The organism is Croceibacterium aestuarii, from assembly GCF_030657335.1.
Lineage (GTDB): Bacteria > Pseudomonadota > Alphaproteobacteria > Sphingomonadales > Sphingomonadaceae > Croceibacterium_B > Croceibacterium_B aestuarii.
Genome location: NZ_CP131039.1, coordinates 3,197,230 through 3,219,844, shown reverse-complemented (window position 1 = coordinate 3,219,844; position 22,615 = coordinate 3,197,230). Strand labels below are relative to the sequence as shown.

Below are 22,615 nucleotides of genomic sequence, written 5' to 3'. Positions count from 1 at the left end.
GGGGCGGCGTGCCAGTCAGTCCTGGGTCTCGCCGGTGAACATCGAGCGGTCGGGCACGTCGTCGAAGCTGATCGTGAAACCGTCGCCGCTCTTGCCCGCGACCTGGTCGCGCGCGGCCTGAACCGTGTTGGCCATCAGGCACGAGATCGTCATCGGGCCCACACCGCCGGGCACGGGAGTAACCGCACGGGCATGCTGAACCTCGTCGAACTTGACGTCGCCGACGAGCTTGGTCTTGCCGTCGGCGGTCTTGCGCCGAGTGATGCCGACGTCGATGATGACCGCGCCCGGCTTGACCCAGTATCCCCTGACCAGCTCGGGCGCTCCGGCGGCGGCGATGATGATGTCGGCCTGGCGGCAGATGTCGGCCAGGCCCTTGGTTTCGATATGGGTGACGGTCACCGTCGCTTCGCGCTCGAGCATGAGCATGGCGATCGGCTTGCCGACGATGTTGGACTTGCCGATCACCACCACATCGAGGCCGGTCAGGTCGTCGAACACGGTGTCGAGCAGCTTGGTCACACCCAGCGGAGTGCAGGGGACGATTCCGCCGGTCCCGGTCGACAGCCGCCCGACGTTGACCGGGTGGAAGCCGTCGACGTCCTTGCTCGGGGCGATGGCGCGCAGCACCAGGCCGGTGTCGATGTGCGCCGGCAGCGGCACCTGAACGAGGATTCCGTGGACCGCGCTGTCGGCATTGAGCCGGGCGATAAGCGCCAGCAGATCGTCCTGCGACGTCTCGGCCGGCAGACGATGCTCGAAGCTGACGATGCCGAGCTCGGTCGACTTCTTGAGCTTGCGCCCGACGTAGACTTCGCTCGCCGGATCGCTCCCGACCAACACGACCGCGAGGCCGGGATGCGGCATCCCGGCGGCGACCATGGCGTCGATCTGCGCCTTGGTTTCCTCGTCGAGCTTCCTGGCGACTGCCCGCCCGTCGATGATTTCGGCCATACTGGTTACTTCCGTTCGTCCTGAGCCTGTCGAAGGGCGCTCCTGCAACGTTCGTGGCTCGACAGGCTCACCATGAACGGGGCGGGGGCCGGGTCAGTGCTTCGCGTCGTAATCGTTGATCCATTCGGCCGACGCCTTGAGCGCGCCGAACGGATAGAAGTGCAGGCGCACGCGGCCCAGCTCGGGCGTCAGGCCTTTTTCGAGGCTGGCGACCAGCTTGTCGGGCCCGGCGCTGCCGATCAGATTGGTGATCGAGACGCCGTACTTCTTCATCACCGAAGCCGAGGCGCCGACGCCGCAACGCTTGGCGAAACCGAGCAGCCGCTTGATGCCGGCCGGGCCGGGGACGCCGAGGCGCACCGGCACATCGATGCCGCGATCGCGCATTTCCTTGACCCAGGCGACGATCGCGTCGTCGTCGAAGGCGAACTGCGTGACCACCAGCGGGACCATCCCGTGGGCGCGCACCGCGGCGAGCTTCTTCTCCATCCAAACCCAAAGGTCAGGCTTCGACACGTTGGGGTGTCCCTCGGGGTGGCCGCCGATGCCGACGATCTCGACACCGTGCTTTTCGAGAATGCCGCTCTCGATGATCTGCAGCGAATCGGAAAACGGCCCTTCGGGCTCGGGCGGGTCGCCGGCGATGATGAAGACGCGCTTCACGCCGGCGCGACTGGTCACGTCGCCGACGTACTTGTCGAGCTCTTCGGCCGAGGTCAGGCGGCGGGCGGAAAGGTGGACGATGGGTTCGAAGCCGAGTTCGCGGACGAGGACGGCCGCCTCGACCCGCTGTTCCATTTCCTCGCCGGGCAGGAAGGTCACCGCGATCTGCGTCTTGGGACGAATCAGCGGCGCCGCTTCGCGCAGGCCCTCGGTCTCCTTGGCGGTCATTTCGAGCGAATAACCGTCGACCATATTGGCTCGCGGCTTCTCCCAGTTCGGGTGGATCGCGGCGTAGGACATGCAGGCTCTCTCCTCTTCTTCGCGCGACTCCCTAGGACCGCACGGGACTTGCGAAAAGCCCCTAGCGCAGTCGCCTTTCTTCGTATAGACGAAAATTTCACACCTGCGAATTCCTTGGGAGAGGCGAGCAAATCGCCATGCTGCTGTTACTGCCCGGGCTGGCGTGCGACGCGCGCATTTACGAGCCGCAACTCGCGGCTTTCGCCGATTCGCGGGCGGTGAATGGCTACGGGCTGGCCGATACTCTGCCGGAAATGGCCCGCGTCGCGCTGGCCGAGGCGCCCGAATCGTTCGATTTGCTGGGCCATTCGATGGGCGGCCGCGTCGCGCTCGAGGTCTATCGCCTCGCGCCCGAGCGAGTCCGCCGCCTGGCGCTGGTCAGCACCGGCGTGCACCCGCTGCGCGAGGGAGAGCCGGAGAAGCGCCGCGCCTTGCAGCAGGTCGGCTGGGACAACGGTTTCGAGGCGCTCATCGACCAGTGGCTGCCGCCGATGGTGGCCGGACCCAATCGCGCCAACCCGGCCATCTACGGACCGCTGCGCGAAATGAACCTCGAGGCCGGGCAGGACGTGTTCGACGCGCAGATCCACGCGCTGGTGGGGCGGCCCGACGTGACCGACCTGTTGCCGCGCATTTCCTGTCCTACATTGGTCATGACCGGCGAACTCGACAGCTGGGCGCCGCCCGGGCAGCACGAAGCGATCGCCGCGGCGATTCCGGGAGCCGAGCTCGTCATCGTCCCGGGTGCCGGCCATATGATCCAGCTCGAGGCGCCCGAGGCCGTCAATTCCGCCATTTCAGACTGGCTCGCAAGGCCGGCCTGACGATCCTGAAGTAACCGACAGCAACCCCCTTTCGATTGGAGAGGCAAAGACCATGAGTGAACAGAACCTGCAGCAGAAGCTGGACGCAGCCGGCGACATCGTCGACCTCCTGCGCAACCAGCAGGTCGGCCCGAACCCGTACCCGGGCGTGCCGGCAGAATATTCCAACTGGCGCAACGAACAGCGGGCCTGGGCCAAGAGCGCCGTGCTGTTCAACCAGAGCTACCACATGGTCGAGCTCTACGTGCGCGGACCCGACGCCTTCAAGCTGCTCGAATACCTCGCCATCAACAGCTTCAAGAACTTCGCGGTCAACAAGGCCAAGCAGTTCGTGCCGGTGACCCCGGACGGCTACGTGATCGGCGACGTGATCCTGTTCTACCTGGCCGAGAACGAGTTCAGCCTCGTCGGCCGCGTTCCGGCCATCGAGTGGGTCGAGTTCCACGCCCAGTACGGCGACTGGGACGTCGAGGTGGAGCGCGACGAGCGCACCGCCATGCGTTCGGACGGCAAGCGCAAGAACTACCGCTTCCAGCTGCAGGGTCCGAACGCGATGAAGATCCTCGAGAAGGCGATGGGGCAGACCCCGCCGGATCTCAAGTTCTTCAATATGGCGCACATCGACATAAACGGTAAGGACGTCATCGCGCTGCGCCACGGCATGGCCGGCCAGCCGGGCTACGAGCTGTTCGGTCCGTGGGAAGACTACAAGGCGGTCCACTCGGCGCTGGTCGAGGCGGGCAAGGACGACGGCCTGACCCTGGTCGGCGGCCGCGCCTATTCGTCGAACACGCTCGAATCCGGCTGGCTCCCGAGCCCGCTGCCCGCGTTCTACACCGGCGATTCGCAGATGATGAAGGACTTCCGCGCCTGGGCCGGGGCCAACTCCTACGCCGGGATGTGCTCGGTCGGCGGCAGCCACGTTCCCGACAGCGTCGAGGGTTATTACCTGACGCCATGGGACATCGGCTACGGCCACATCGTCAAGTTCGACCACGACTTCGTCGGCCGCGAGGCGCTCGAGAAGATGGCGACCGAAAAGCACAAGACCAAGGTCACCCTCGCGCTCGACCCCGAGGACGTGACCCGCGTGATGAGCTCGATGTTCGCCGAAGGCGACCGCGCCAAGTACTTCGAGTTTCCCAGCGCGGTCTACGCGATGCATCCCTTCGACAAGGTCATGGCCGACGGCAAGCAGATCGGCGTTTCGACCTGGATCGGCTACTCGTCGAACGAGGGCGCGATGCTTTCACTGGCGATGATCGATCCCGACTACGTCGAGTTCGGCAAGGAAGTGACGCTGGTCTGGGGCGAGCCGAACGGCGGCACCAGCAAGCCGACCGTCGAGCCGCACGTGCAGACCGAGATCAAGGCGATCGTCTCGCCGGTGCCGTACTCGTCGGTGGCGCGCAACGCCTATGCCGACAGCTGGCGCCAGAGCGGCAAGGGCGTTTCGTAAACGCCTGCCAGCCTGAGTATGACGAGAAGGGCGGCCCGCTTGGGCCGCCCTTTTCTTTTGCAACGGACGAAATCGCGCTAGGACGCTGACATGGTCGCCCGGCTCCTGTTCCTTCTCGCCCTGTTGCTGCCGCTTCCCGCCGCCGCGCAGGAGGGCCCAAGCTCGCTCGAAGGGTCCTGGGCGTTGGAGATTGCCGGTGCGGTGATCTTCCGCTTCGACCTCGACCGCGACCCGAAGTCGGGCGAATGGCTCGGCACCTGGCAGCGCCCGGAAAGCTTCGCCAGCGACGGCGACCATTTCGCCAAGATCGTCATGCCCGCGAAGATCCTGCGCTCGATGGCCGGGGTGGTCGACGGGGACTCGGTGGAGGTCAGTTTCAACGACCCGCGGCCGGGCGCGATTCCCGACATCTTCCGCTTCCGCCTGATCGATCCCGACGCCGCCGAGATGACCTATGTCGGCACCGGTCTCGACCCTTACGTCATGCAGCGCGTCCGCCCCGACACCGAGCTCGGCCCGTTCAAAGAGGGGGTGACCTATGCCCGGCGCCTGCCGCGCACGAGCGGTCCCCCGGACAAGCTCGATCCCCTCCCGGCGCTCGAACCCCGGCCCGAACCGGAACCGTCCGAACAGCCGGTGCCGGCGAACCCGTCCGATTTCCGCCTGCCCCCGGGCGCACCGATCGGGCGCTAGGGCGCGCTCAGAAGGTCTTCTTCACCCCGACGCGGACCTGGCGTGGTTCGACGATGCGGCTGTTGCGGTCCTCGACCCCGCCGAGCGGCTCGCCGGGAAAGCGAGTGGCATAGTAGTAATCGATGTCGTCGCGTTGCGAATCGAGCGCGTTGAGCAGCTCGGCGTAGACTTCCCAGCCTTGCCCGCGGTGCGGCGTCCACGCCGCGCGCAAGTTGACCAGCGTGGTCGATTGGCCGCGGACCGAGTTGTCTTCGACGATCGGATGCGGGCCGAGGTAGCGGACCCGCACCGCCGCGTTCCAGTGCGGAAAGACCGTCGAAATACCGAGCTCGCCCGAGCTCTCCAGCGCGCCCGGGACGAAGGCCTGGGCGGCGGGCACGCCGACGTAGCGTGAATGGGTACCGGTCCACACCCCGTCGATCGCCAGCCAGGCATTGGGCTTCCAGAACGCGGTCACCTCGTAGCCGCGGCGGCGGCCGGGATCGCTTGGCTCGACCGCGCCCGAATCTCCAACATAGATCAACTCGCTGGCGATGTAGGACCACCAGTAGACCCCGGTGAGGATCAGCCCGCCGCGCTCGAAGCGCCCGCCGAGCTCCTTGAAGTTGCCCTTGACGAGACCCGGGGCGGGCGAAACCGGGTTGGTCACGCCGCGAGCGTCGTTGGAATGGAACCCCTCGCCGTAGTTGGCGTAGAGCGCCACGCCCGGGGCGACCTCGTAATTGAGCCCGATCTTTGGTGCGAAGAGCGAATCCTTCACTGTCCCGCCCCACGACAGGGCTCCCGCCAGCGGCGTCGTCTTGAAGCGGTAGAAATCGCCGCGTCCGCCGCCGATCACCATCAGGCCCATGGCCGGGCGCCAGATTGCCTCGGCATAGACGCCGGCACTCGTTTCGGTGACCGCGAATTGCGAATAGGTGAAGTCATAGACCCCGGCGATAGTGTGATCGAGCCCGACGGTGCCGATATCATCGGCGCGCAATTCGGTGCCGGTGCGCAACGACAGCGCATCGCCGAGCGTGAAGGTCCGCTCGATGCGCCCGCCGTAGCCCCACATCTTGTCGTATTGCCGGCGTTGGTCGCCGTTGACCGGATCGTCGAGGAAAAAGGTGAAGTTGTTGAGCAGGCTCCAGTCGTAGTGCTGCGCCCAGGCGGTGATCTTCCACGCATCGTCGGTGTAACGCAGCGTCAGGCTCTCGCGCTCGGTGCGCCCGGTGAGCGTCTTGTCGAGCGAGCCGTAGCGGTCCTTGATCAGCGTGCCGACGGCGCGTTGGGGGATCTGCTCGGTCGGGTCCCAGGTCGCCCAGAAGCCGTTGAAGCTGGCCTCGAGCTGCCCCATGCCGAGCGGCACGGAGTACTTGGCGAAGGCCGAATAGCCCTCGTAGCTCTCGGGCAGCTCCCACGGGCCGTTGTTGAACTTGGCCTGCCCGGCGAGGAGAAGGTCGCCGCCGCCGAGCTTGGCCGACGCGCCGGCGACCGCACGGTAATAGTCGTAGCTTCCTGCCTCGACGACGGCGAATGGCGCCATCGTGTCGCGGGTGGTGATGAAGCTCGAGCCGACGAAGCTGAAATCGCCGGTGTCGGCGCGGTAGGGGCCCTTGCGATAATCGACCCGCTCGACGATTTCGGGGATCAGGCCGTTGACGTCGAGGTACCCCTGGCCGTGGCCGTGGGTGCGGAAGTTCTGCGGCATGTCGTCGATATAGAGCGCGTAGTCGGTGCCGTGGTCGAGGTTGAACCCGCGCAGGAAGTACTGGTTCGCCTTGCCGCCGCCCGAATGCTGGGTGGCGATCAGACCGGGGGTGGATTCGAGCAGTTCGCCGGGGCGCAGCAGCGGACGGACCTCGATGTCCGCACCGGCCACCCCGCCTTCGCTCGCTGCTGCGGCGATGCCGATGCGCTGTTCGCCGCGGCCGTAAACGACGATTTCGGGCATGTCGGGGATGATTCCGGGGGGAGAGTCGGTCTTGTCGTCCTCGCTGCCCCGAGGCTGGGCGGACGTGTCGCCGCTTCCACTTTCGTTCTGCGCGGTGGCTGGTTGGGCAAGGGCGGCAAGAGCAGTCGCACCTATCAGCGCGGCCAGATTGTTACGCATTGTTGCGCAGCGAGAATACGGATGGTTCAAGGCGAAGCTTCTTCCGGCAATTGCGAATGAGTTGCGGTTTCTCAGTGGCGCCTCGCCAAACCAAGTTAATTACGGTAATCCCACGTAACAGGGCGTTACAGCGGGGAGCGGGTGGACGAGAGCGCGGCCTTTGCGGAGGAAGTCAGACGGATTGTGGCCGCCAACGTCGTCGGCCGCGCCGGGCGCCTGCGCGAGCTGTTCGATTTCCTCGCGGCGCGCGGTCCGGGGGCCGCTCCGGCCAGCCAGGCCGAGATTGCCCAGGAAGTGTTCGGCCAGATGGGCGCCGAAGGCGACGATGCGACGGCCCGAGTCTACATTCACCGCCTGCGCAAACGCCTTGAGCGGTTTTACGAGCGCGAGCCGGCCAGCGGCGCGCGGCTGGTCCTGCCAGCGGGCAGCTACGAGCTGGTGCTCGAGCAGGCCGATGCGGAGCCGGCGGTTGCGCCTGCCTGGGGGAGGCGGTGGCGCTGGGCTGTGCCGGTGGCGGCGATACTCCTGCTCGGGCTGGCCTTCGCCGCAGGGCGCGAGACCACCTCACCCGGCACTGCCGCCCGGGGGAATGCCATCTGGCAGCCGTTCCTCGATTCGGATCGCCCGATCATGGTCGCGGTGGGCGATTACTACATGTTCGGCGAGATCGACCCCTTCGAACCGGACAAGAGCCGCCTGATCCGCGACTATGCGATCGATTCGCCAATGGATCTCGCCCGCGCGCAGGAGACCGATCCGGCACGCTATGAAAAAGCCGAGGACGTCGGCTTGACCTACTTGCCGTTCTCGACCGCCTATGCGCTGCGCTCGATCATGCCGGTGCTGGCGCGTCACCCCAAGCCGGTGCGGGTCATGCCCGCTTCGCAAGTCGACAGCGGCACGCTGCGCGATTTCAACGTGGTCTATGTCGGACTGGTCAGCGGCATGGGATTGCTCGAGGACGTCAACTTCATGAATTCCGATCTGCATGTCGGTCAGACCTACGACGAGCTCGACGATGCGAAGACCGGGCAGAAGTTTACCAGCGGCGAGGCGCTGTCGCGGGCCTCGCCGGACTATTACCAGGATTTCGGCTACATCACGCGCTTTCACGAGCCGGGCGGCGCGCTTCTGGCTGTTGTGGCAGGCGCGCGCGACACCGGGCTGAGGGGAGTCGCGCCGATCGCCGCGGCACCCGATCTTCCGGCCAAGCTGGAGCGCGCCGCCGAGGGCGACGACGATTTCGAGGCGGTCTACCGCATTACCGGTCAGCAGGGCGCGGACCTGGGCGAGACGCTGGCGCTGGCCCGGCCGCGCAAGCGCACCCCCTGAGGCATCACTTACCGCTGCGGGTAAAGTGGAGATCCTTGAAGTCCCACGAGAAGTCGGTCTCCTTCGAAACCGGCGACATGGTGAAGCCCGTGACCTTGCCGTTTTCGACGCTGAAATCGACGTAGGCGTCGGCCATGAGGCGCCGTTCCGGCCACTGCGCCACGAACCGCGCGCCGTCGTAAGGAGCGAGCGGACCGTCAAGCAGGTCGCTGTGCGGCAGGTCCAGGAACAGCCGGCCGCCGCGCAGCGAAACCGTCGCCTTGCCGAACCACGGATCGTGGAAGGTGCCGGTGAAGGCGCTGAGCGCGGCGGGCGGCGGAGTGGCATCGCTCGGCGGCGCGACGCTCGCGGCAATCGCCGCGATGCTAGCCTGCGCCTCTTTCCAGCGCTTGCCCGTGTCGGCCAGGTAGTCGTGGGAGGGCAAAGGCCGGGCGAGCAGCATGTCCTGCATCAGTTGCCGCGCCACCGCGGAGCTCGCGCCGCTGTAGGCGTTGGTCATCGCGATCGTCGCCAGTCCTTCCTCGGGCGCCAGCATGATGAAGGAGGTGGCGCCGTACGAGCCGCCCGAATGGCTGACGATCAGGCGGCCGAGCATGTCGCCGACGCCCCAGCCGAGGGCATAACCCGACAGGTGTGTCTGCGTGGCCCCGTCGAACGCAATGCCGGTCGAGATCGGTGTGACCACCGTCCATAGCTGCTTGACCGTGTCTTCCTTCAGCAGCCGGTGGCCGGCATCGATCGCGCCGTTGTTGAGCCACATGTGCGCCCATTTGGCGAGGTCGCCGACCGGGCAGCCGATGCCGCCGGCAAAGGTGAAGGCGCCGCCGAGATACATCTCCGGATGCAGCACCTCGTGGCCATGGCTGCCGGGAAAGGGCCCATGCTCGGTGATGCGGTTGGCCTTTCGCAGCCGTTCCTCCGGCAAGGCCGTGCAGCGGGTCATGCCGATCGGCTGGAAGAATTCCTGGCGAATGAAATCGCCCCACGAGCGGCCGTCCACCCGCTCGATCAGCGCGCCGGCGAGGATGTAGAGAACATTGTCGTAGGCGTAGGAATCGCGAAACCCGGTCGCCGGCGGAATGGTGCGTAGCGAGGCGATGATGTCTTTGGGCGTGGCGTCCGAGCCGGGCGCGAGCAACAGGTCGCCTGCGCCGAGGCTCAGGCCCGAGCGGTGAGTCAGCAGGTCGCGCACGGTGAAATGCTGCGTCACCCAGGGATCGCTCATCTCGAATTCGGGCATGTACTCGACCACCGGTTTGTCCCAGTCGAGCTTGCCGCGCTCGACCAGCAGGCCGATCCCGGCGGCGGTGAAGGCTTTGGTCAGCGATTCGATCGGGAACAGCGTATCGGCGTCGATCTTGCCGGGCTTGCCGCGTTCGCGGAGCCCGAACTGACGCTGGGTAACGTTGCCGTCCCTGTCGACCACCGCCACTGTCAGTCCGACGAGGTCGAGTTCGCCCATGGCCCGCGCACCGGTCGCTTCGACCACCGCGGGATCGATGGGCGCTTCGGCAGCGGCTGGGCGGGGCAGGACGAGGGCGAGCGCGGCGAGCGCGAAAAGCGGTTTCATGCCCAACCATTTACCCCATCGCGCGTCGCGGTCGAGGGGCCATGGGTTTTTTGTCCGGGCTCAGGCGCTGTCGAGCAGCTCTGCGGTGCGCGCCAGCATGTCCATCACCCGCTGGCGCATGGCCTCGTCGCAACGAACCTTGGGGATGGCGACCGAAAGCGACCCGGCGGGCTCGCCGGCGATCGTCACCATCCGCCCGATGCCGACGATGCCGAGGCTGAATTCCTCGTCGGTGGTGGCGAACCCGCCGGCGCGGATCTCGTCGAGCTGGCGGCGCATCGCCTTCTCCTCCGTGACCGTCGAGGGGGTGAACTTGCGGCGTTCGCTCTCGGCGAAATAGCGATCGAGTTCGCCTGCGCTCAGCCCGGCCAGCAACGCCTTGCCGCTGGCCAGCGCGTGCATGGGCAGACGGTCGCCGGTCGGCACGGCATAGCGCAGCGCCTGGTGGCTCGATTCGGTCACCAGCGCCTCGATCTCCCAGCCCTCGCGGACGAAGAAGCTGGAGGTCTCGTCGAGCTGCTGGCGCAGCGTGCGCACCAGAGGCGCGGCGCGGTCGGCGAGCGAGAAGGGCGTGCCGTGGAGTTGCAGCTTCTCGAGCCCCTTGCCCGGCGAATAGCGACGCCCTTCACGGACCAGGTAATCGCGCTCGACCAGGGTCGCCAGAAGGTACGACAGGCTCGACACCGGAATGCCCAGCGCGGTGGCGATTTCCTGTGCCACCAGCGGGCGCGGGTGGGCGACGACGTACTCGATGATGTCGAGGGTGCGCGTGGCCGACTTGACCTGGCTGGCGTTGAGAGGCGGCGAGGCGGGCATCAGGCGATCCTTCCATCAGCGATATCCGCTCCGGCGCGCAGCGCGGCGAGCTTCTTCCAGGCGACCGCGGGGTCGATCTTGCCGTAACCGGCGAACGTGCCGAAGCCGCAGTCCGTGCTGGCGACCACGCGATCCTTGCCGACGATAGCGGCGAAGCGCTCGATCCGCTGGGCGATCAGCTCGGGGGTTTCGAGATAGTTGGAACAGGTATCGACCAGGCCCGGGGCGAGGACCTTGCCGGCGAGGTCGGCTTGTTTCCACACCGTCCATTCGTGCTCGTGACGCGGATTCGCCGCCTCGAACAGGATCGTCGCCGGGCGTGCCTTGAGCACGACGGCGATGATCTTTTCGAGCGGGATGTCGAAATCGTGCGGTCCCTCGTAATTGCCCCAGCAGACGTGCATGCGCATCTGCTCGGGCGCGATGCCGGCGGTCGCCGCGTTGAGCGCTTCGACGTTGGCTTCGGCCACGGCGAGGAATTCCTCGTCGGTCAGGTCCTGGTACCCGGTGTGGCGGCTCATCGCGAGGTCGGGGCAGTCGAGCTGGAGCTGGAACCCCGCTGCGACGATCGCCTCGTACTCGGGCCGCATGGCCGCGACGAGATCGGCGAGATAGGCTTCGTGGCTGGGGTAGTACTGGTTCGGCTGAAAGGCGGTGATGAGCCCCGGGCTGGCCGAATTCATGAATGCCTGCGCGCCCGCTCCATGCCGGTCGAGCGCGGCGCGAAAGCGGCGGATGTCGTCGTGGAGCGGCTGCAGGTTGATCAGGGCGACCTTGTCGATGGCCGAGGCGCGGGTGAATTCCTGGCTGCCCATGATGTGGCTGAGCTTCTTCGCCAGCTCCGGGACCTGCGCGAGATCCCTGGCGGGCTTGCGCGGCGTGTGCCCGCCGAAGCCGCTGAGCCGTTCGATGACATAGGTCGAATAGCCGACCTTGCCGAGTTCGCCGTCGCTGACAATGGAGACCCCGGCTTCGACCTGGCGGCGCACGGCCTCGTCGACCGCCGCCTGGACGGTGCGATCGAATTCGTCAGCGTCGTAGGGCTCGCCCTTGTCGCGCGCGAGCAGCAGGGGTGCGAGCTCGGGACCGCGCGGAAGGCTGCCGACATGGGAGGTGCGGATCACGAAAACTTACCCCCTGCAGAAGAAGGGCAGTTATTTCATGTATGCGAAATTACCGCAAGAGTGAAAAACGGGTCACGCAACGAGCGCGCAGCCGACGCTTCCGATCTTCCCGTCCTTGAGGTGGTAATGAATATACTGCCGCATTTCCTGCACGTCACCTTTCGCGATCGGGAAGAACTGCTGCATCCCCCGCGCATCGAGAATATCCCGAGTCAGGTGGTCGGTCGCCTCGATCCGCACATTGGCCTCCACCGCGGCGAGTTCGTCGCTTGCCGCGAAGCGCTCGATCTCGACCGTTTCCTTCACGTAGCGGTGCATGAAGCCGTAGAAGTCCTTGAGCTGATCGCGGGTGGCAATCTCGATCCCGAAGAACGCCATGCGCGGGTTCTCGGCGTAGAAGTCGAACACCGTGTCGTAGTCACGCGCGTTGAAGGCGGCGACGTAACGCTCGTAGTCTTGCCGAGTCATCTTCCTCTCCTTGCGCACAATAGTAACGAGCGTTAGCAAGGCTGCAAGGGACCGATCGCGGTCGGTGGGAGAAGGTTTTGGCGGACAGCTTCGATTATATCGTCGTCGGTGCGGGCAGCTCGGGCTGCGTCGTCGCTTCGCGGCTGAGCGAGGATCCGGGAACGCAGGTGCTCTTGCTCGAGGCCGGCGGGCGCGACGATCACCCGTTCATCCGCATGCCGCTCGGGTTCCTCAGGGCGATGACCAGGCCCGAGTTCAACTGGACCTACTGGACCGAGCCGGAGCCGAACCTCGACGGGCGCAAGATGCCGCTGCCGCGCGGACGGGTGATGGGCGGCTCGGGCTCGATCAACGGCATGTTCGCGATGCGCGGGCACCCGGGCGACTATGACCAGTGGGCGCAGATGGGCGCGCGCGGCTGGTCCTACGCCGATGTCCTCCCTTACTTTCGGCGGCTGGAGGATTCCTGGCGCGGCGAGGGCACGTATCACGGCGCGGGCGGCCCGGTGCGGATCAAGTCGATCGACCTGCCGGTGCTGCACCACGAGCGGATGATGGAGACCGGGCGCAACCTCGGCTACCCGCTCAGCGACGACCTCGGCGGGGCCGATCCGGTCGGCTTCGCGCGCGGAGAGATGACCGCAGACGGGCGCGGCCGCCGGGTCAGCGCGGCCACCGCCTATATCCGCCCCGCGCTCGGCCGGCAGAACCTCGACGTGCGTTCGGGCGTGCTCGTCCGCCGCGTGGTGTTCGAAGGCAAGCGCGCGGTCGGCGTCGAGATCGACACGCCGGACGGACCGCAGATCGTGCGCGCGCGGCGCGAGGTCATCCTTTCGGGCGGGGCGTACAACTCGCCGCACCTGCTGATGCTCTCGGGCGTCGGCCCGGCGGCGCACCTCAAGGATCATGGCATAGAGGTGCTGCACGACAGCCCCGGCGTCGGGCGCAACCTGCAGGAGCATCCGACCGCCAGCCTCGAATGGCACGCGACGCGGCCGGTGACCTTCCTCAACGAGCTGCGGTGGGACAAGCTGGCGCTGAACACCTTGCGCTGGGCCATATTCGGAACGGGCACCAACACCTACCAGGTCAACTCGTGCAACGTGGTGATCAAGACCAGGCCCGAGCTCGACCGGCCCGACATGCAGATCATGGTCAACCCGATCCGCTTCGACGCGCAGACCTGGTTCCCCGGTCTCAAGAAGCGGCAGGAGGACGTCTGGTGGGCAGGCGTCGTCCAGTTGCACCCGGAAAGCCGCGGCTGGGTGGAGCTGAAGAGCGCCGATCCCCGCGAAGTCGCCGCGGTCACGCTCAACATTCTCGACACCGAGAACGACCGGCGGCAACTGCGCGACGCGATCCGGCTGACACGGACAATCTACAACACCGAGCCGATGGCCGAGCTGGTCGGCGAGGAAAAGACACCGGGCATCGACGTCCAGTCGGACGAGGAGCTCGACGCCTATCTGCGCGCCGCCTGCTACGTCGGCCAGCATCCGACCAGTTCCTGCGCGATGGGCATGGGCGACAAGTCTGTGGTCGACAGTGAGCTGAAGGTCATCGGCGTCGAAGGCCTGCGGATCGCCGACGCCTCGGTCATGCCGACCGTGCCGGGTGGAAACACGATGATCCCATGCATCATGGTCGGCGAAAAGGCGGCGGACCTTATCCGCGGCCAGTCGCTGCCCGCCGCCGAACTTGCGGCGAAGGACGCCGCGTGAGCAGGACCGCGCAGGAGCAGGAGAACCTCGATCTCGTGCTGCGAATGTTCGCCGAAGTGCTCAACCCGATGGATTCGAGCGCCGTCGATCGCTTCATCAGCCCCGATTACATTCAGCACAACCAAATGGCCGAGCCGGGCCGCGAAAGGCTCAAGGCCTTCCTCGACACGATCCGGAAACAGACGCCGCAGGCGGTGCACGACGTCAAGCGCGCTTTCGTCGACGGCGACCATGTGACGGTGCACTACCACGTGCGCCGCTGGCCCGGCGACAACGGCTGGGCTGTGATGGACCTGTTCCGGCTGGAAGACGGCATGATCGCCGAGCACTGGGACGTGATGCAGGATGTTGTCGAAGGCGGGCCGAATCCGCTGGGACCGTTTTGATGGTGCAGCATTCGCACCCGATTTCGATCGTCATGCTGAAGTTGCTGCAGCATCCATCGTGCCACATCGACCGAACCGAGCGGGTGGGAACATGGACCCTGAAACAAGTTCAGGGTGACGAGTTGGGAGAAGTTTGATGGCCCGTTTCACCGACAAGGTCGTGCTCGTTCTCGGCGGCAATTCGGGCATGGGGCTCGCGGCTGCGCAGGCGTTTGCCGCGGAGGGAGCAACCGTCCACTTCACCGGCCGCGACCCGAAGACCATTGCCGATGCCGAAGCCTCGATCCCCGGCGGCAAGGGATACCGCTCCGACATCGCCGACATCGCGGCGACCGATGACGTGGTGGCGCAGATCGAGGCGTCGGACGGACGGATCGACGTGCTCTACATCAATGCCGGCGTCGGCGGGTTCGCGCCGCTCGAAGGCATTACCGAGGCCGACTGGGACCACGTCCATTCGATAAACCTGAAGGGCTGCGTCTTCGCCTTGCAGAAGGCGGTGCGGATCATGGGCGAGGGCGGGGCGATCGTCGTCACCGGATCCATCGGGGCGCACGGCCCGCTCGAAGGCAACGGCACCTACGCCGCCGCGAAGGCCGGCCTCGCGATGGCGATGAAGGTTTTCGCCAAGGAACTGCTGCCAAGGAAAATCCGCCTCAACATGGTCAGCCCCGGGCCGATCGATACACCGCTGCTGCACCGCAATCCCGGCATGGGCCCGGAAGACGTCGAACGGCTCAAGGAGATGATGATCGCCAACATCCCGATGCACCGGATGGGAACAAGTGACGAGGTCGCCAAGGCGGTGCTGTTCCTCGCCAGCGAGGATGCGAGTTTCATTACCGGCGCCGACCTCCTGGTCGACGGCGGCCTGATAGAGTTGAGCTGACATGGCAGAATTTTCCGACACCACCCCGTTCAACCCTCCCTATTCGCAGCTCGATAACCCGCGGCTCGAATTCGCGATGGAAGTGCGCCTGACCTTCCCCGAGGTCTACACCATGGCCCCGCACCCGTTCGGCGGCATGCGCAGCGCGGTGCTGGTCAAGGGCGGCACCTTCGAAGGCCCGAACCTCAAGGGCCGCGCGGTGCCCGGATCGGGCGGCGACTACGCCTATTTCCGGCCCGACGACGTGGCGGTGTTCGATGCCCGCTACCTGCTCGAAGAGGACGACGGGACGATCATCCTGCTCCATAACAAGGGCTACCTGTGGGGCCGCAAGCCCGACACCATGGCGCGCCTGCGGGACTGGGCGTTCAACAACGGCGCCCCCGTCCCGCACGACGAGTACTACTTGCGCGGCAACCCGACGTTCGAATGCGCAGTCGGCAAGCACGACTGGCTGACCAAGCACGTCTTCATCGGCGTCGGCGAGCGGAAGGCGGACGGCAACCTGCTGCGCTATTACGCGCTGGTGTGATCGCTCGTGCTCGCCGGAACTTCACCCTGGCGGACAAAGTCAAAGGGCCGCTGGACGCAAGCCGAATAGAGGCGTAGCCTCACGGCCCGGGGGTTGGAGAGCCCTCGCATAAAGGGAAAACGACCGGGTCGTTTTGGGGGAGAGAGACCTATGCCTGCTTTGATTGCACTTGCCGTATCCGTCGGCCTGCTGGCCGTCGTCGACACCTGGCTGTTCGTCGGCCCGCTTGCCGCCTTCCTGCCGGGCCTGGTGTGGATTTCGTTCATTGCCTGGGGCTGCCACTTCCACTCGGGCGGTGGGGCCAAGGGGAGCACGACGGCAATCGTCGGGATGAGCTTCGGCGCCATCGTCGGCATGGTCGCGGTGATCCTCGCCGGCGGTGCGCTGGCAGGGCTTGGCATCCTCGCCGCGCCGGTAGCGGTCGGCCTCGGCGCTGCAGTGATCTGCCTCGCCAGCGCGATTCCGCTGCTCGCGACGGTTCCGGCCAGCGTCTATGGTTTTGCCGCCATCGCCGGCCCGATACTGCTCGCCGAGATGTCGCCGACCGAGGCCATTTTGCCGACCATCGTCTCGGTGATCATCGGCGCGGCGTTTGGTTACGTTTCGGAAATGCTCGCGAATGCGCTGACCAAGAAGGGCGAGCCCTCGGCCGAGGCCACTGCCGACCCCGCCTGATCCTGCGATCGGGATGAAACGGAGCCCCGCCGGCTACTCGCCGGCGGGGCTTTTCGCGTCTGGGGCGCGAGCGATTGGCGGCTTTGTGGACGAGGAACGCTCGAAAGCTGGCGACCGGCCGGGCGCCGGCCGGCTATGGCTCGGGCCTATTCCTGCCCGGTCAGATCGGTCCAGTTCGGCGACTTGTAGGGCGCGGTCCAGCCGACCGCCTCGATCTCGTGAATCTTGCCGCCCCACACTTTGTAGATGTGCACCGCGGGCATATCGAACGGCTTGAATTCCATGTGCCGCACGGGGATTCCCGGTACGCCGATCAGTTCGAAATCCTGCTTGGTGAAGTCGTGCTGGAAATGGCTCTGCCCCCACACCAGGCCGGTCACCGGGTCGGCGATCTCGACCCGGCGGTGATGGATCTTGCTGATGTACTCCCACATGTTGGTGTCCATCTGCGCCGCGCAGCCGAGCCCGCCGAGATAGGCGAAGGCCGGGTCGAGCTGGCCACTGCCGCCGGGCGAGCTGCGCACCATCGGGTTGCGCGCGGTCTGGAAACCGTTCTCGCGCCGCTCGCAATCGTCGGCCATTGCCGACTGCTGCGAATTGCCGTTGTCGAGCGCGTCGTAATAGCTCTTGCCGAGCCAGATCATACGGCCGCGCGAGTCCGCATATTCGTAGGGAACCGGCTTGAGCAGCGCGGGGCGCGGCGCTTGCAGGTTGGCCAGCTGGCCGGGCGTCAGCGCGTTGCCGATCAGGTGCTCGGCCTCGACGATCTTGCCGCCGGCGCGCTTGAGGCGCACGGCGAACTCGATCGGCTTGCCGTCGGCGCCGGGGGCCACCGTCATTACCCCCACTTCCTGGCTGATGGGGTCGGCGACGGGAATCTTGAAGCCGCTGGGCGGGCCGGTCAGCGTGGCCCACAGGCCTTCGCCCGGCTTTATGCGCTCGAGGTTCTCGACCATGATTACGTTCTTGCCGAGCGGCGCCTTCGACGGATCGTGCGCGACCATCGCCGCGAGGTAGCCGTCGGCCATGTCGATCAGACACTGCCGGTCGCAGTTGGTGTCGTCCCCGGCCGCGGCGGGGGCCGCGATCAGCGCGGCGGCAGCAGCCGGCAGCCACATCATGGTCTTCATGCAAGGTTCTCCGGTTTTCCTGGGCGGGACGAGTCCGAAAATGGTCCTCCCCGCGTTGCGTCAGGGTCTGCCGATTCTCATTTTTTCAGCGACAGCGTGACGGCGTCCTCCGGGTGCATGATTTCGCCGGCATCGCGCATTTCGGCGCGCTCCGCGCGTTTGGCCGCCAGGAACGGGCTGGTGCCCTCGATATAGCCGCGGGTCTGCTCGTTGCCCTCGATGCAGGCGTATTCGTACTGCACGTAGTCGGGGTTGCGGGTCCACGGGAAGTCGTACTTGAACGGCGCGGTGAGCATCAGTGGATCGCTGACCCAGGCTTCGTAGTGGATGTGATCGGGCCCGGTCGGGGTCAGCTTCTCGACGATCTTCATCTGGTCGCTGTTGGGGATCGCCCGTCCGCCCACTCCGCTGCCGCCGATCGGTTGGCCGGGGATGAAGTTGGTCGTTTCGATGACCAGCGAGTCGCCGTCCCAGTGGCCGACCGAATAGCCCATCCAGCTCTTCACCGGCGCCGGCGGCGGGCCTTTGCCGGTCAGCGGGATAATCCGCGCGTCGTGGATCATCTCGAGCCGGATCACCGCGTAGCCGGGCGACTGCCAGACCTCGATCCCCGAATTGTAGGCGCCGGGTGTCATCGCCCCGGGCAGGCCGCGGGCGATGCACCGGTCGTAGGGACTGAAATCGGTGACCCAGATAAAGGTGTCCTCGCTCCAGCTGCTCTTCGTGTCTTTCGACTTTTCGAGCCCGAGCGGGGTCGGGGGCGGGATCCGTCCGTCGGCCGGCTCCATGATCAGCGAGGTCTGCCGCATCGGCGTCCCGCGCTCGGTCCAGTGGCCGATCCCCATCCGGTTGGCCTTGACCTCCATGTTGTAGAGCTTGAGCTGGTCGTCGGCAGCCTTCAGCGCCGCGGCATATTCCTCGTCGGTCAGCCACGCCTTGGTGCCGAGCTGCGGCGGCCGCTGTGCGGGCGTTCCGCTCAGGTTGTCGATCGGCCACTTGCCCGTCAGGTCGGGATCGCCCCACTCCGTGCGCGGCGCTTTCCATCCCGGCGGCGCCTTGAGGCCCGGCTCGTCGGGCACGGCGGCAGCGGCGGGTGCATCCTCGGCGGCCACGGGCGTGGCGGGCAGCAGCAGGGCCGCTGCCAGGGCGGTTCCCAGGAAACGCAGACTCGTCATCACTCTCCCCCTTCTTCGCGGCAAGTATGCACTGCTCGCGGGGGGATGCAACGTCGTTGATTCGGTCCGCTGCGATCCTCCCTGCGAACGGCTCGCAGGGAGGATAGGGCGTTCAGCCCTTGAGAACCGAGTTGTCGAGCTTGGCGCGCGACACCCACGTCCCGTGAACCTGGCTGCGCAGCGGCAGGCCGGTCTTGACCTTGGCAATGGGGCCGGCCTCGACATTGTCGGCCTCCATGATCCACAGCTCGGAAAGGTATTCGCCGGGGACCTGCTGCGCCGGGTCGGGGTTGACCGGAATATCGACCACGCTCATCACCCAGCCGCCGTGGCCGGTTTCGGACGAGGGGACGTGCGCCGGCTCGCTGATCGCCGCCCCCGGGGGCACGCCCATCAGGGTGACGCGGCCGTTACCCGGCTCGAAGCGGATCAGCGCGTTGAAGTTGGCGCCCACCGGGCCGCCGGGCATAGGCGGGCCGCCCTCGGGGTTCATGGTCAGGTACCAGCAGCGGTTGTAGGGCCGCCCCTGGTCGGCGTCGGCGAGACGGCACAGGTCCCCCGGGGGGCCGATTTCCTTGGTCTCGAGCGCCGGCCGGTCCTTGCTCATGTCGATGGTCCAGCGGGTCACCGCCCCGTGAATGTCCTGCTGGTCGCGCTGGATGCCGCCGGCCTCGCGCATGAACGAGAAGGCGTTGGTGTCGGTCAGGCAAAGGTCGATGTGGACCAGATCTCCGTCCTCGTAGGCGTTGACCTCGTGGAAGCACGAAACGCCGACCGGCCCCTCGATCCACTGGATGTCCTTGACGTCGCCATAGCGCTTCATGATGCCCACGTAACTCGGCAGGTCCTGGCGGTGAGCCCAGTGCGCCCCGCCGCCCTTGAGCCGGTCGAGATCGGCCAGCGTCGGGAAGATCGGGAAGACGGCGTAGTTCTCGGTGATGACGAAATCGTGGATGGTCGAGCAATAGGGCTGCTCGAACCACTGCTCCGACACGAGGTTGCCGTCCTCGTCGGCGATGCAATAGGCCACGTCGAGGCTGCACAGTCCGCCGGCCTCGTAGCCGAAGAAGAACAGTTCCCCGGTGACCGGATCGATCCGCGGATGCGCGGTGAACGTTTCGGAGCGGAGCTTGCCGCCGTAGTCCCAGCGGCCGACGGTCTCGAGCGTGTGCGGGTTGATCTCGTAGCCGAGCCCGTCTTCCTTGGTCATCAGCAGGCGGCCGGCGTGGAACACCGGAGTGGTGTTGGCGACCGTGCGGTCCTTGCCTTCGACGCTCGGATCGTCCGTGAAGGGGTTGCGATAGCGCCCGAACAGCGCCCGGCGCGCTTCCTTTTCGGCGAGATAGCGTTCGGTTTCGACATACTTGATATCGAAATCGACGGCCCCGCGGTCGAAATTGAACCGCGCCACCATCCCGTCGTGATTGAGCGCGATGTCGTCTTCGAACATCGGCGCATGGGCGTTATCGGGAACCGCGCGGAAGAAGGCGCCCTCGATCTCCGCGGGGATCTCACCCTCGACGGCGAGGTTGCGCTTGGAAATCTCCGTGCGGCGCGGGGTGTTGCTGCCGATGAAATGGATCGTCTGCGGATCTGCGGCCATGGCTGATAACTCTCCCAATGATTCTTGGCTAAGGACCGTAACGCCTGTTACAGTCCGAGCAAAGCTCCGGCATTGACGGCGCGCAAAATGGGGGTGGGCTTTGGCTGAGGCGGATAGCGACAAGCGGCGGCTGACCGTGAGCGAACCGGACGGTCGGGTGGGAACGCTGCACAGGCTGCTCAAGCTCAACAATCGGTTGATGGCGCCGTTTTCGACGCACCTTGCCCACCGCTATGCTATCAGCCTCAACGAATTTCGCCTGCTCATGGCGATCGGCCGTCTCGGCGCCAGCGCGAGCCACGAGCTGGCCGAGCATACCGGGGTCAACGCGATGAGCGTGAGCCGCGCGGTCGGCACACTCGAGCGCCACGGCCGCATTACCGTCGAGACCGATCCGGCCAATCGCCGGCGCAAAGTCCTGCGCCTGACGAGCGAGGGGGAGCGGCTTTACGATCTGATGCTGCCGCACACCCAGGCCGTGGCGGACTACCTGCTGCGCGGCATGGCGGATCAGGACCTCGAGACGCTCGACGCGATCCTCGGCAAGCTCATCGCCCGGCTCGAGGCGACCGATGCGGAAGGGCGTTCGCAGTTCATAGAGGAAACCAAGCCCGACGGCGACGCGTAGCCGAAACCTAGTAGCCGAAACCTAGTAGCCGAAACCCTTGATCAGCGCGGAAAGGCCGGTGTGGAATGCTGTGTCGATATCGGCCAGCCCCCTGGCCCTGGCCGGCCCGCTGCCGGTCGTCGCGAAACTGTTCCAGCCGAGCACCAGCGCCTGGATAGAACGCTGCGCCTGCAGCCCTCGCTCGTCGCCGATCCCGGCTTCGTCGAGCAGCTTGTGGAAGCGGACGCGCATCTCGGAATCGAGCGCCGCGACCGGAGGCCGCGCCCCGATCAGCGCGAGCACGTCGGGGGTCGAGCGCTGCATGCGCCAGAGGGTCATGCCGAAGGCCTCCAGCCAGTCGCGCCCCTTGAGCCCCGCGGGGATCTGGTCGAGTGCATCGTGAAACAGCCGGTGGCTCATCAGCGCCAGCAGGCTGCCCTTGTCGCCGACATGCCGCTTCAGCGCGGGGGCAGTCGCATCGAAGCGCGCCGCGATCTTGCGCAGGCTGACTTCGGCGAGGCCGTCCTCGCACATCACCGCCACCGCCTCGCGGACGATCGTATCGCAATCGAGCTTCATGCTTTCGTATTAACCGTGAAATCGGCGATGCCAAATTTTCCCGCACCGGAATTCTGGCGCTCGCGGCCTCGCGGTGGCAGGGTCGGCCATGGCGCCCGGCCGTCCGGGCGTCTTAGGCGGACAACGAGGGAGGCAGAGACCGAGCGACCATGACCGACGACGAACGCCGCGCGATCGAGGCCGACTGCACGCGGCTGATCAACCGCTACGCCAACCTCAACGACGCGCACGACTGGGACGGCTGCGCCGCGCTCTACACCGAAGACGCGGTTTTTCGCCGTCCCAGCGGGGGCGATCCGGTGCACGGGCGCGAAGCAATCCGCGCCAGCTTCCGGGCTCGCCCGCCCCGCGCGCAGCGTCACGTCATCGCCAATGTCGTCGTCGACGTCGAGGGTCCGGCGACCGCGCGCGCGTTCAGCGCGATCGTGCTGTATATGGGCCAGGCGGCCGACGACGGCGGGCTCCCGGTGCAGGACGGCACGAGCCCGCTGATCGGCTGGTATCGCGACCGGCTGGCGCTGACGCCCGACGGCTGGCGTTTCTCCGAACGGACCGGAGGGCTCGACTTCCGGCCCTGATCAGCTGCCGACCACAAGTATTTGACGATTGGAACCAAGTGCCTATCGTCGCGCGGGAATCGGCGAGGGAGACGCTGTATGTTTCGCAAGACACATGTCCTTGCCGCAGGCCTGCTGGCGCTCGCCGGGGGCGCGGCGCAGGCCCATCATTCCCGGGCGATGTTCGACCTCGACAAGCATGTCGAGATTACCGGCGCGGTGCGCGAATTCCAGTGGACCAATCCCCACTGCTACATCCAACTGACCGTGACCAATGCCAAGGGGGAGGCCGAGGACTGGACGGTCGAGATGGGCCCGCCGCATTCGCTCAAGGAAAATGGTTAGGGCAAGTTCACCCTCAAGCCGGGCGACAAGATCAAGGTGACCATTGCCCCGCTGCGCAGCGGCGGCAAGGCGGGCGAATTGGAAGACGTCGCGCGGCTCGACGGCAAGCCGCTCGGCA

Annotated in this window: 23 protein-coding genes; 12 read left to right on the top strand and 11 right to left on the bottom strand. The window is 66.3% G+C overall.

Annotated elements, in window-relative coordinates; translation table 11 throughout:
• Window positions 1-15 precede the first annotated feature (15 nt).
• Window positions 16-954: a bifunctional 5,10-methylenetetrahydrofolate dehydrogenase/5,10-methenyltetrahydrofolate cyclohydrolase gene (locus tag Q7I88_RS15900; RefSeq protein WP_305096884.1), complete on the bottom strand. Its 939-nt coding sequence runs from the start codon at window positions 952-954 to the stop codon at window positions 16-18.
• 93 nt (window positions 955-1,047) lie between these two features.
• A complete protein-coding gene (locus tag Q7I88_RS15895; protein WP_305096883.1) occupies window positions 1,048-1,917 on the bottom strand; it encodes a methylenetetrahydrofolate reductase in 870 nt (289 codons plus the stop codon).
• Window positions 1,918-2,054: 137 nt separating this feature from the next.
• On the opposite strand from Q7I88_RS15895, the gene Q7I88_RS15890 reads away from it, so the two are divergent.
• From Q7I88_RS15890 to Q7I88_RS15880, 3 genes are all read left to right on the top strand, one after another.
• Window positions 2,055-2,741 carry an alpha/beta fold hydrolase gene (locus Q7I88_RS15890; RefSeq protein ID WP_305096882.1) on the top strand — a complete coding sequence of 229 codons (687 nt, stop codon included), beginning with the start codon at window positions 2,055-2,057 and terminating at the stop codon, window positions 2,739-2,741.
• A gap of 52 nt (window positions 2,742-2,793) precedes the next feature.
• Complete coding sequence (desA, locus tag Q7I88_RS15885; RefSeq protein ID WP_305096881.1) at window positions 2,794-4,200, top strand: syringate O-demethylase; 1,407 nt, start codon at window positions 2,794-2,796, stop codon at window positions 4,198-4,200.
• A gap of 90 nt (window positions 4,201-4,290) precedes the next feature.
• Complete coding sequence (locus Q7I88_RS15880; protein ID WP_305096880.1) at window positions 4,291-4,893, top strand: hypothetical protein; 603 nt, start codon at window positions 4,291-4,293, stop codon at window positions 4,891-4,893.
• Window positions 4,894-4,900: 7 nt separating this feature from the next.
• Here Q7I88_RS15880 and Q7I88_RS15875 read toward each other — a convergent pair whose 3' ends face one another.
• The gene (locus Q7I88_RS15875) at window positions 4,901-6,988 is read right to left on the bottom strand and encodes a TonB-dependent receptor (RefSeq protein WP_305096879.1); all 2,088 of its coding nucleotides are present in this window, start codon (window positions 6,986-6,988) and stop codon (window positions 4,901-4,903) included.
• Window positions 6,989-7,171: 183 nt separating this feature from the next.
• On the opposite strand from Q7I88_RS15875, the gene Q7I88_RS15870 reads away from it, so the two are divergent.
• On the top strand, window positions 7,172-8,320 hold the full coding sequence (locus Q7I88_RS15870; RefSeq protein WP_305096878.1) for a helix-turn-helix domain-containing protein: 1,149 nt from the start codon (window positions 7,172-7,174) through the stop codon (window positions 8,318-8,320).
• A 4-nt stretch (window positions 8,321-8,324) separates the two neighbouring features.
• Here Q7I88_RS15870 and Q7I88_RS15865 read toward each other — a convergent pair whose 3' ends face one another.
• The 4 genes from Q7I88_RS15865 to Q7I88_RS15850 form a co-directional block, all read right to left on the bottom strand.
• The gene (locus Q7I88_RS15865; RefSeq protein ID WP_305096877.1) at window positions 8,325-9,890 is read right to left on the bottom strand and encodes a serine hydrolase; all 1,566 of its coding nucleotides are present in this window, start codon (window positions 9,888-9,890) and stop codon (window positions 8,325-8,327) included.
• A 60-nt stretch (window positions 9,891-9,950) separates the two neighbouring features.
• Entirely contained in the window at window positions 9,951-10,706 is a 756-nt protein-coding gene (locus tag Q7I88_RS15860) for an IclR family transcriptional regulator (RefSeq protein ID WP_305096876.1), read from the bottom strand.
• A complete protein-coding gene (locus Q7I88_RS15855) occupies window positions 10,706-11,830 on the bottom strand; it encodes a cobalamin-independent methionine synthase II family protein (protein ID WP_305096875.1) in 1,125 nt (374 codons plus the stop codon). Before Q7I88_RS15855 ends, Q7I88_RS15860 begins: the two co-directional genes overlap by 1 nt.
• A gap of 72 nt (window positions 11,831-11,902) precedes the next feature.
• A complete protein-coding gene (locus tag Q7I88_RS15850; RefSeq protein ID WP_305096874.1) occupies window positions 11,903-12,298 on the bottom strand; it encodes a nuclear transport factor 2 family protein in 396 nt (131 codons plus the stop codon).
• Window positions 12,299-12,375: 77 nt separating this feature from the next.
• On the opposite strand from Q7I88_RS15850, the gene Q7I88_RS15845 reads away from it, so the two are divergent.
• From Q7I88_RS15845 to Q7I88_RS15825, 5 genes are all read left to right on the top strand, one after another.
• Window positions 12,376-14,019, top strand: a complete 1,644-nt coding sequence (locus tag Q7I88_RS15845; protein WP_305096873.1) for a GMC family oxidoreductase — start codon at window positions 12,376-12,378, stop codon at window positions 14,017-14,019.
• On the top strand, window positions 14,016-14,405 hold the full coding sequence (locus Q7I88_RS15840) for a nuclear transport factor 2 family protein (protein WP_305096872.1): 390 nt from the start codon (window positions 14,016-14,018) through the stop codon (window positions 14,403-14,405). The genes Q7I88_RS15845 and Q7I88_RS15840 overlap by 4 nt, the downstream gene beginning before the upstream one ends.
• 136 nt (window positions 14,406-14,541) lie before the next feature.
• Window positions 14,542-15,294: an SDR family oxidoreductase gene (locus Q7I88_RS15835; RefSeq protein WP_305096871.1), complete on the top strand. Its 753-nt coding sequence runs from the start codon at window positions 14,542-14,544 to the stop codon at window positions 15,292-15,294.
• Window position 15,295: 1 nt separating this feature from the next.
• On the top strand, window positions 15,296-15,826 hold the full coding sequence (locus Q7I88_RS15830) for a DUF3237 domain-containing protein (RefSeq protein WP_305096870.1): 531 nt from the start codon (window positions 15,296-15,298) through the stop codon (window positions 15,824-15,826).
• A gap of 150 nt (window positions 15,827-15,976) precedes the next feature.
• Window positions 15,977-16,501: a DUF1097 domain-containing protein gene (locus tag Q7I88_RS15825; RefSeq protein ID WP_305096869.1), complete on the top strand. Its 525-nt coding sequence runs from the start codon at window positions 15,977-15,979 to the stop codon at window positions 16,499-16,501.
• Window positions 16,502-16,647: 146 nt separating this feature from the next.
• Here the strand turns inward: Q7I88_RS15825 and Q7I88_RS15820 are convergent, their stop codons facing one another.
• The 3 genes from Q7I88_RS15820 to nov2 all read right to left on the bottom strand — a co-directional run bounded on the left by Q7I88_RS15820 (window position 16,648) and on the right by nov2 (window position 20,409).
• Window positions 16,648-17,631, bottom strand: coding sequence for a DUF8021 domain-containing protein (locus Q7I88_RS15820; RefSeq protein WP_305096868.1), 984 nt, complete (start codon window positions 17,629-17,631; stop codon window positions 16,648-16,650).
• Between the two features lie 77 nt (window positions 17,632-17,708).
• Window positions 17,709-18,806 (bottom strand): hypothetical protein, encoded by a 1,098-nt coding sequence (locus Q7I88_RS15815; protein ID WP_305096867.1) that lies wholly within the window; start codon window positions 18,804-18,806, stop codon window positions 17,709-17,711.
• 112 nt (window positions 18,807-18,918) lie between these two features.
• Window positions 18,919-20,409, bottom strand: a complete 1,491-nt coding sequence (gene nov2 / locus Q7I88_RS15810; protein WP_305096866.1) for a lignostilbene-alpha,beta-dioxygenase NOV2 — start codon at window positions 20,407-20,409, stop codon at window positions 18,919-18,921.
• Window positions 20,410-20,509: 100 nt separating this feature from the next.
• Here nov2 and Q7I88_RS15805 point away from each other — a divergent pair, with 100 nt between their 5' ends.
• Window positions 20,510-21,037 carry a MarR family winged helix-turn-helix transcriptional regulator gene (locus tag Q7I88_RS15805; RefSeq protein ID WP_305096865.1) on the top strand — a complete coding sequence of 176 codons (528 nt, stop codon included), beginning with the start codon at window positions 20,510-20,512 and terminating at the stop codon, window positions 21,035-21,037.
• A 21-nt stretch (window positions 21,038-21,058) separates the two neighbouring features.
• Here the strand turns inward: Q7I88_RS15805 and Q7I88_RS15800 are convergent, their stop codons facing one another.
• Window positions 21,059-21,595 carry a TetR/AcrR family transcriptional regulator gene (locus Q7I88_RS15800; protein ID WP_305096864.1) on the bottom strand — a complete coding sequence of 179 codons (537 nt, stop codon included), beginning with the start codon at window positions 21,593-21,595 and terminating at the stop codon, window positions 21,059-21,061.
• A gap of 149 nt (window positions 21,596-21,744) precedes the next feature.
• Between Q7I88_RS15800 and Q7I88_RS15795 the strand changes: the two genes are divergently transcribed.
• Both Q7I88_RS15795 and Q7I88_RS15790 read left to right on the top strand, forming a co-directional pair.
• Window positions 21,745-22,173, top strand: a complete 429-nt coding sequence (locus Q7I88_RS15795; protein ID WP_305096863.1) for a nuclear transport factor 2 family protein — start codon at window positions 21,745-21,747, stop codon at window positions 22,171-22,173.
• A gap of 78 nt (window positions 22,174-22,251) precedes the next feature.
• A complete protein-coding gene (locus Q7I88_RS15790; RefSeq protein WP_305096862.1) occupies window positions 22,252-22,497 on the top strand; it encodes a DUF6152 family protein in 246 nt (81 codons plus the stop codon).
• The last annotated feature ends 118 nt before the right edge of the window (window positions 22,498-22,615 follow it).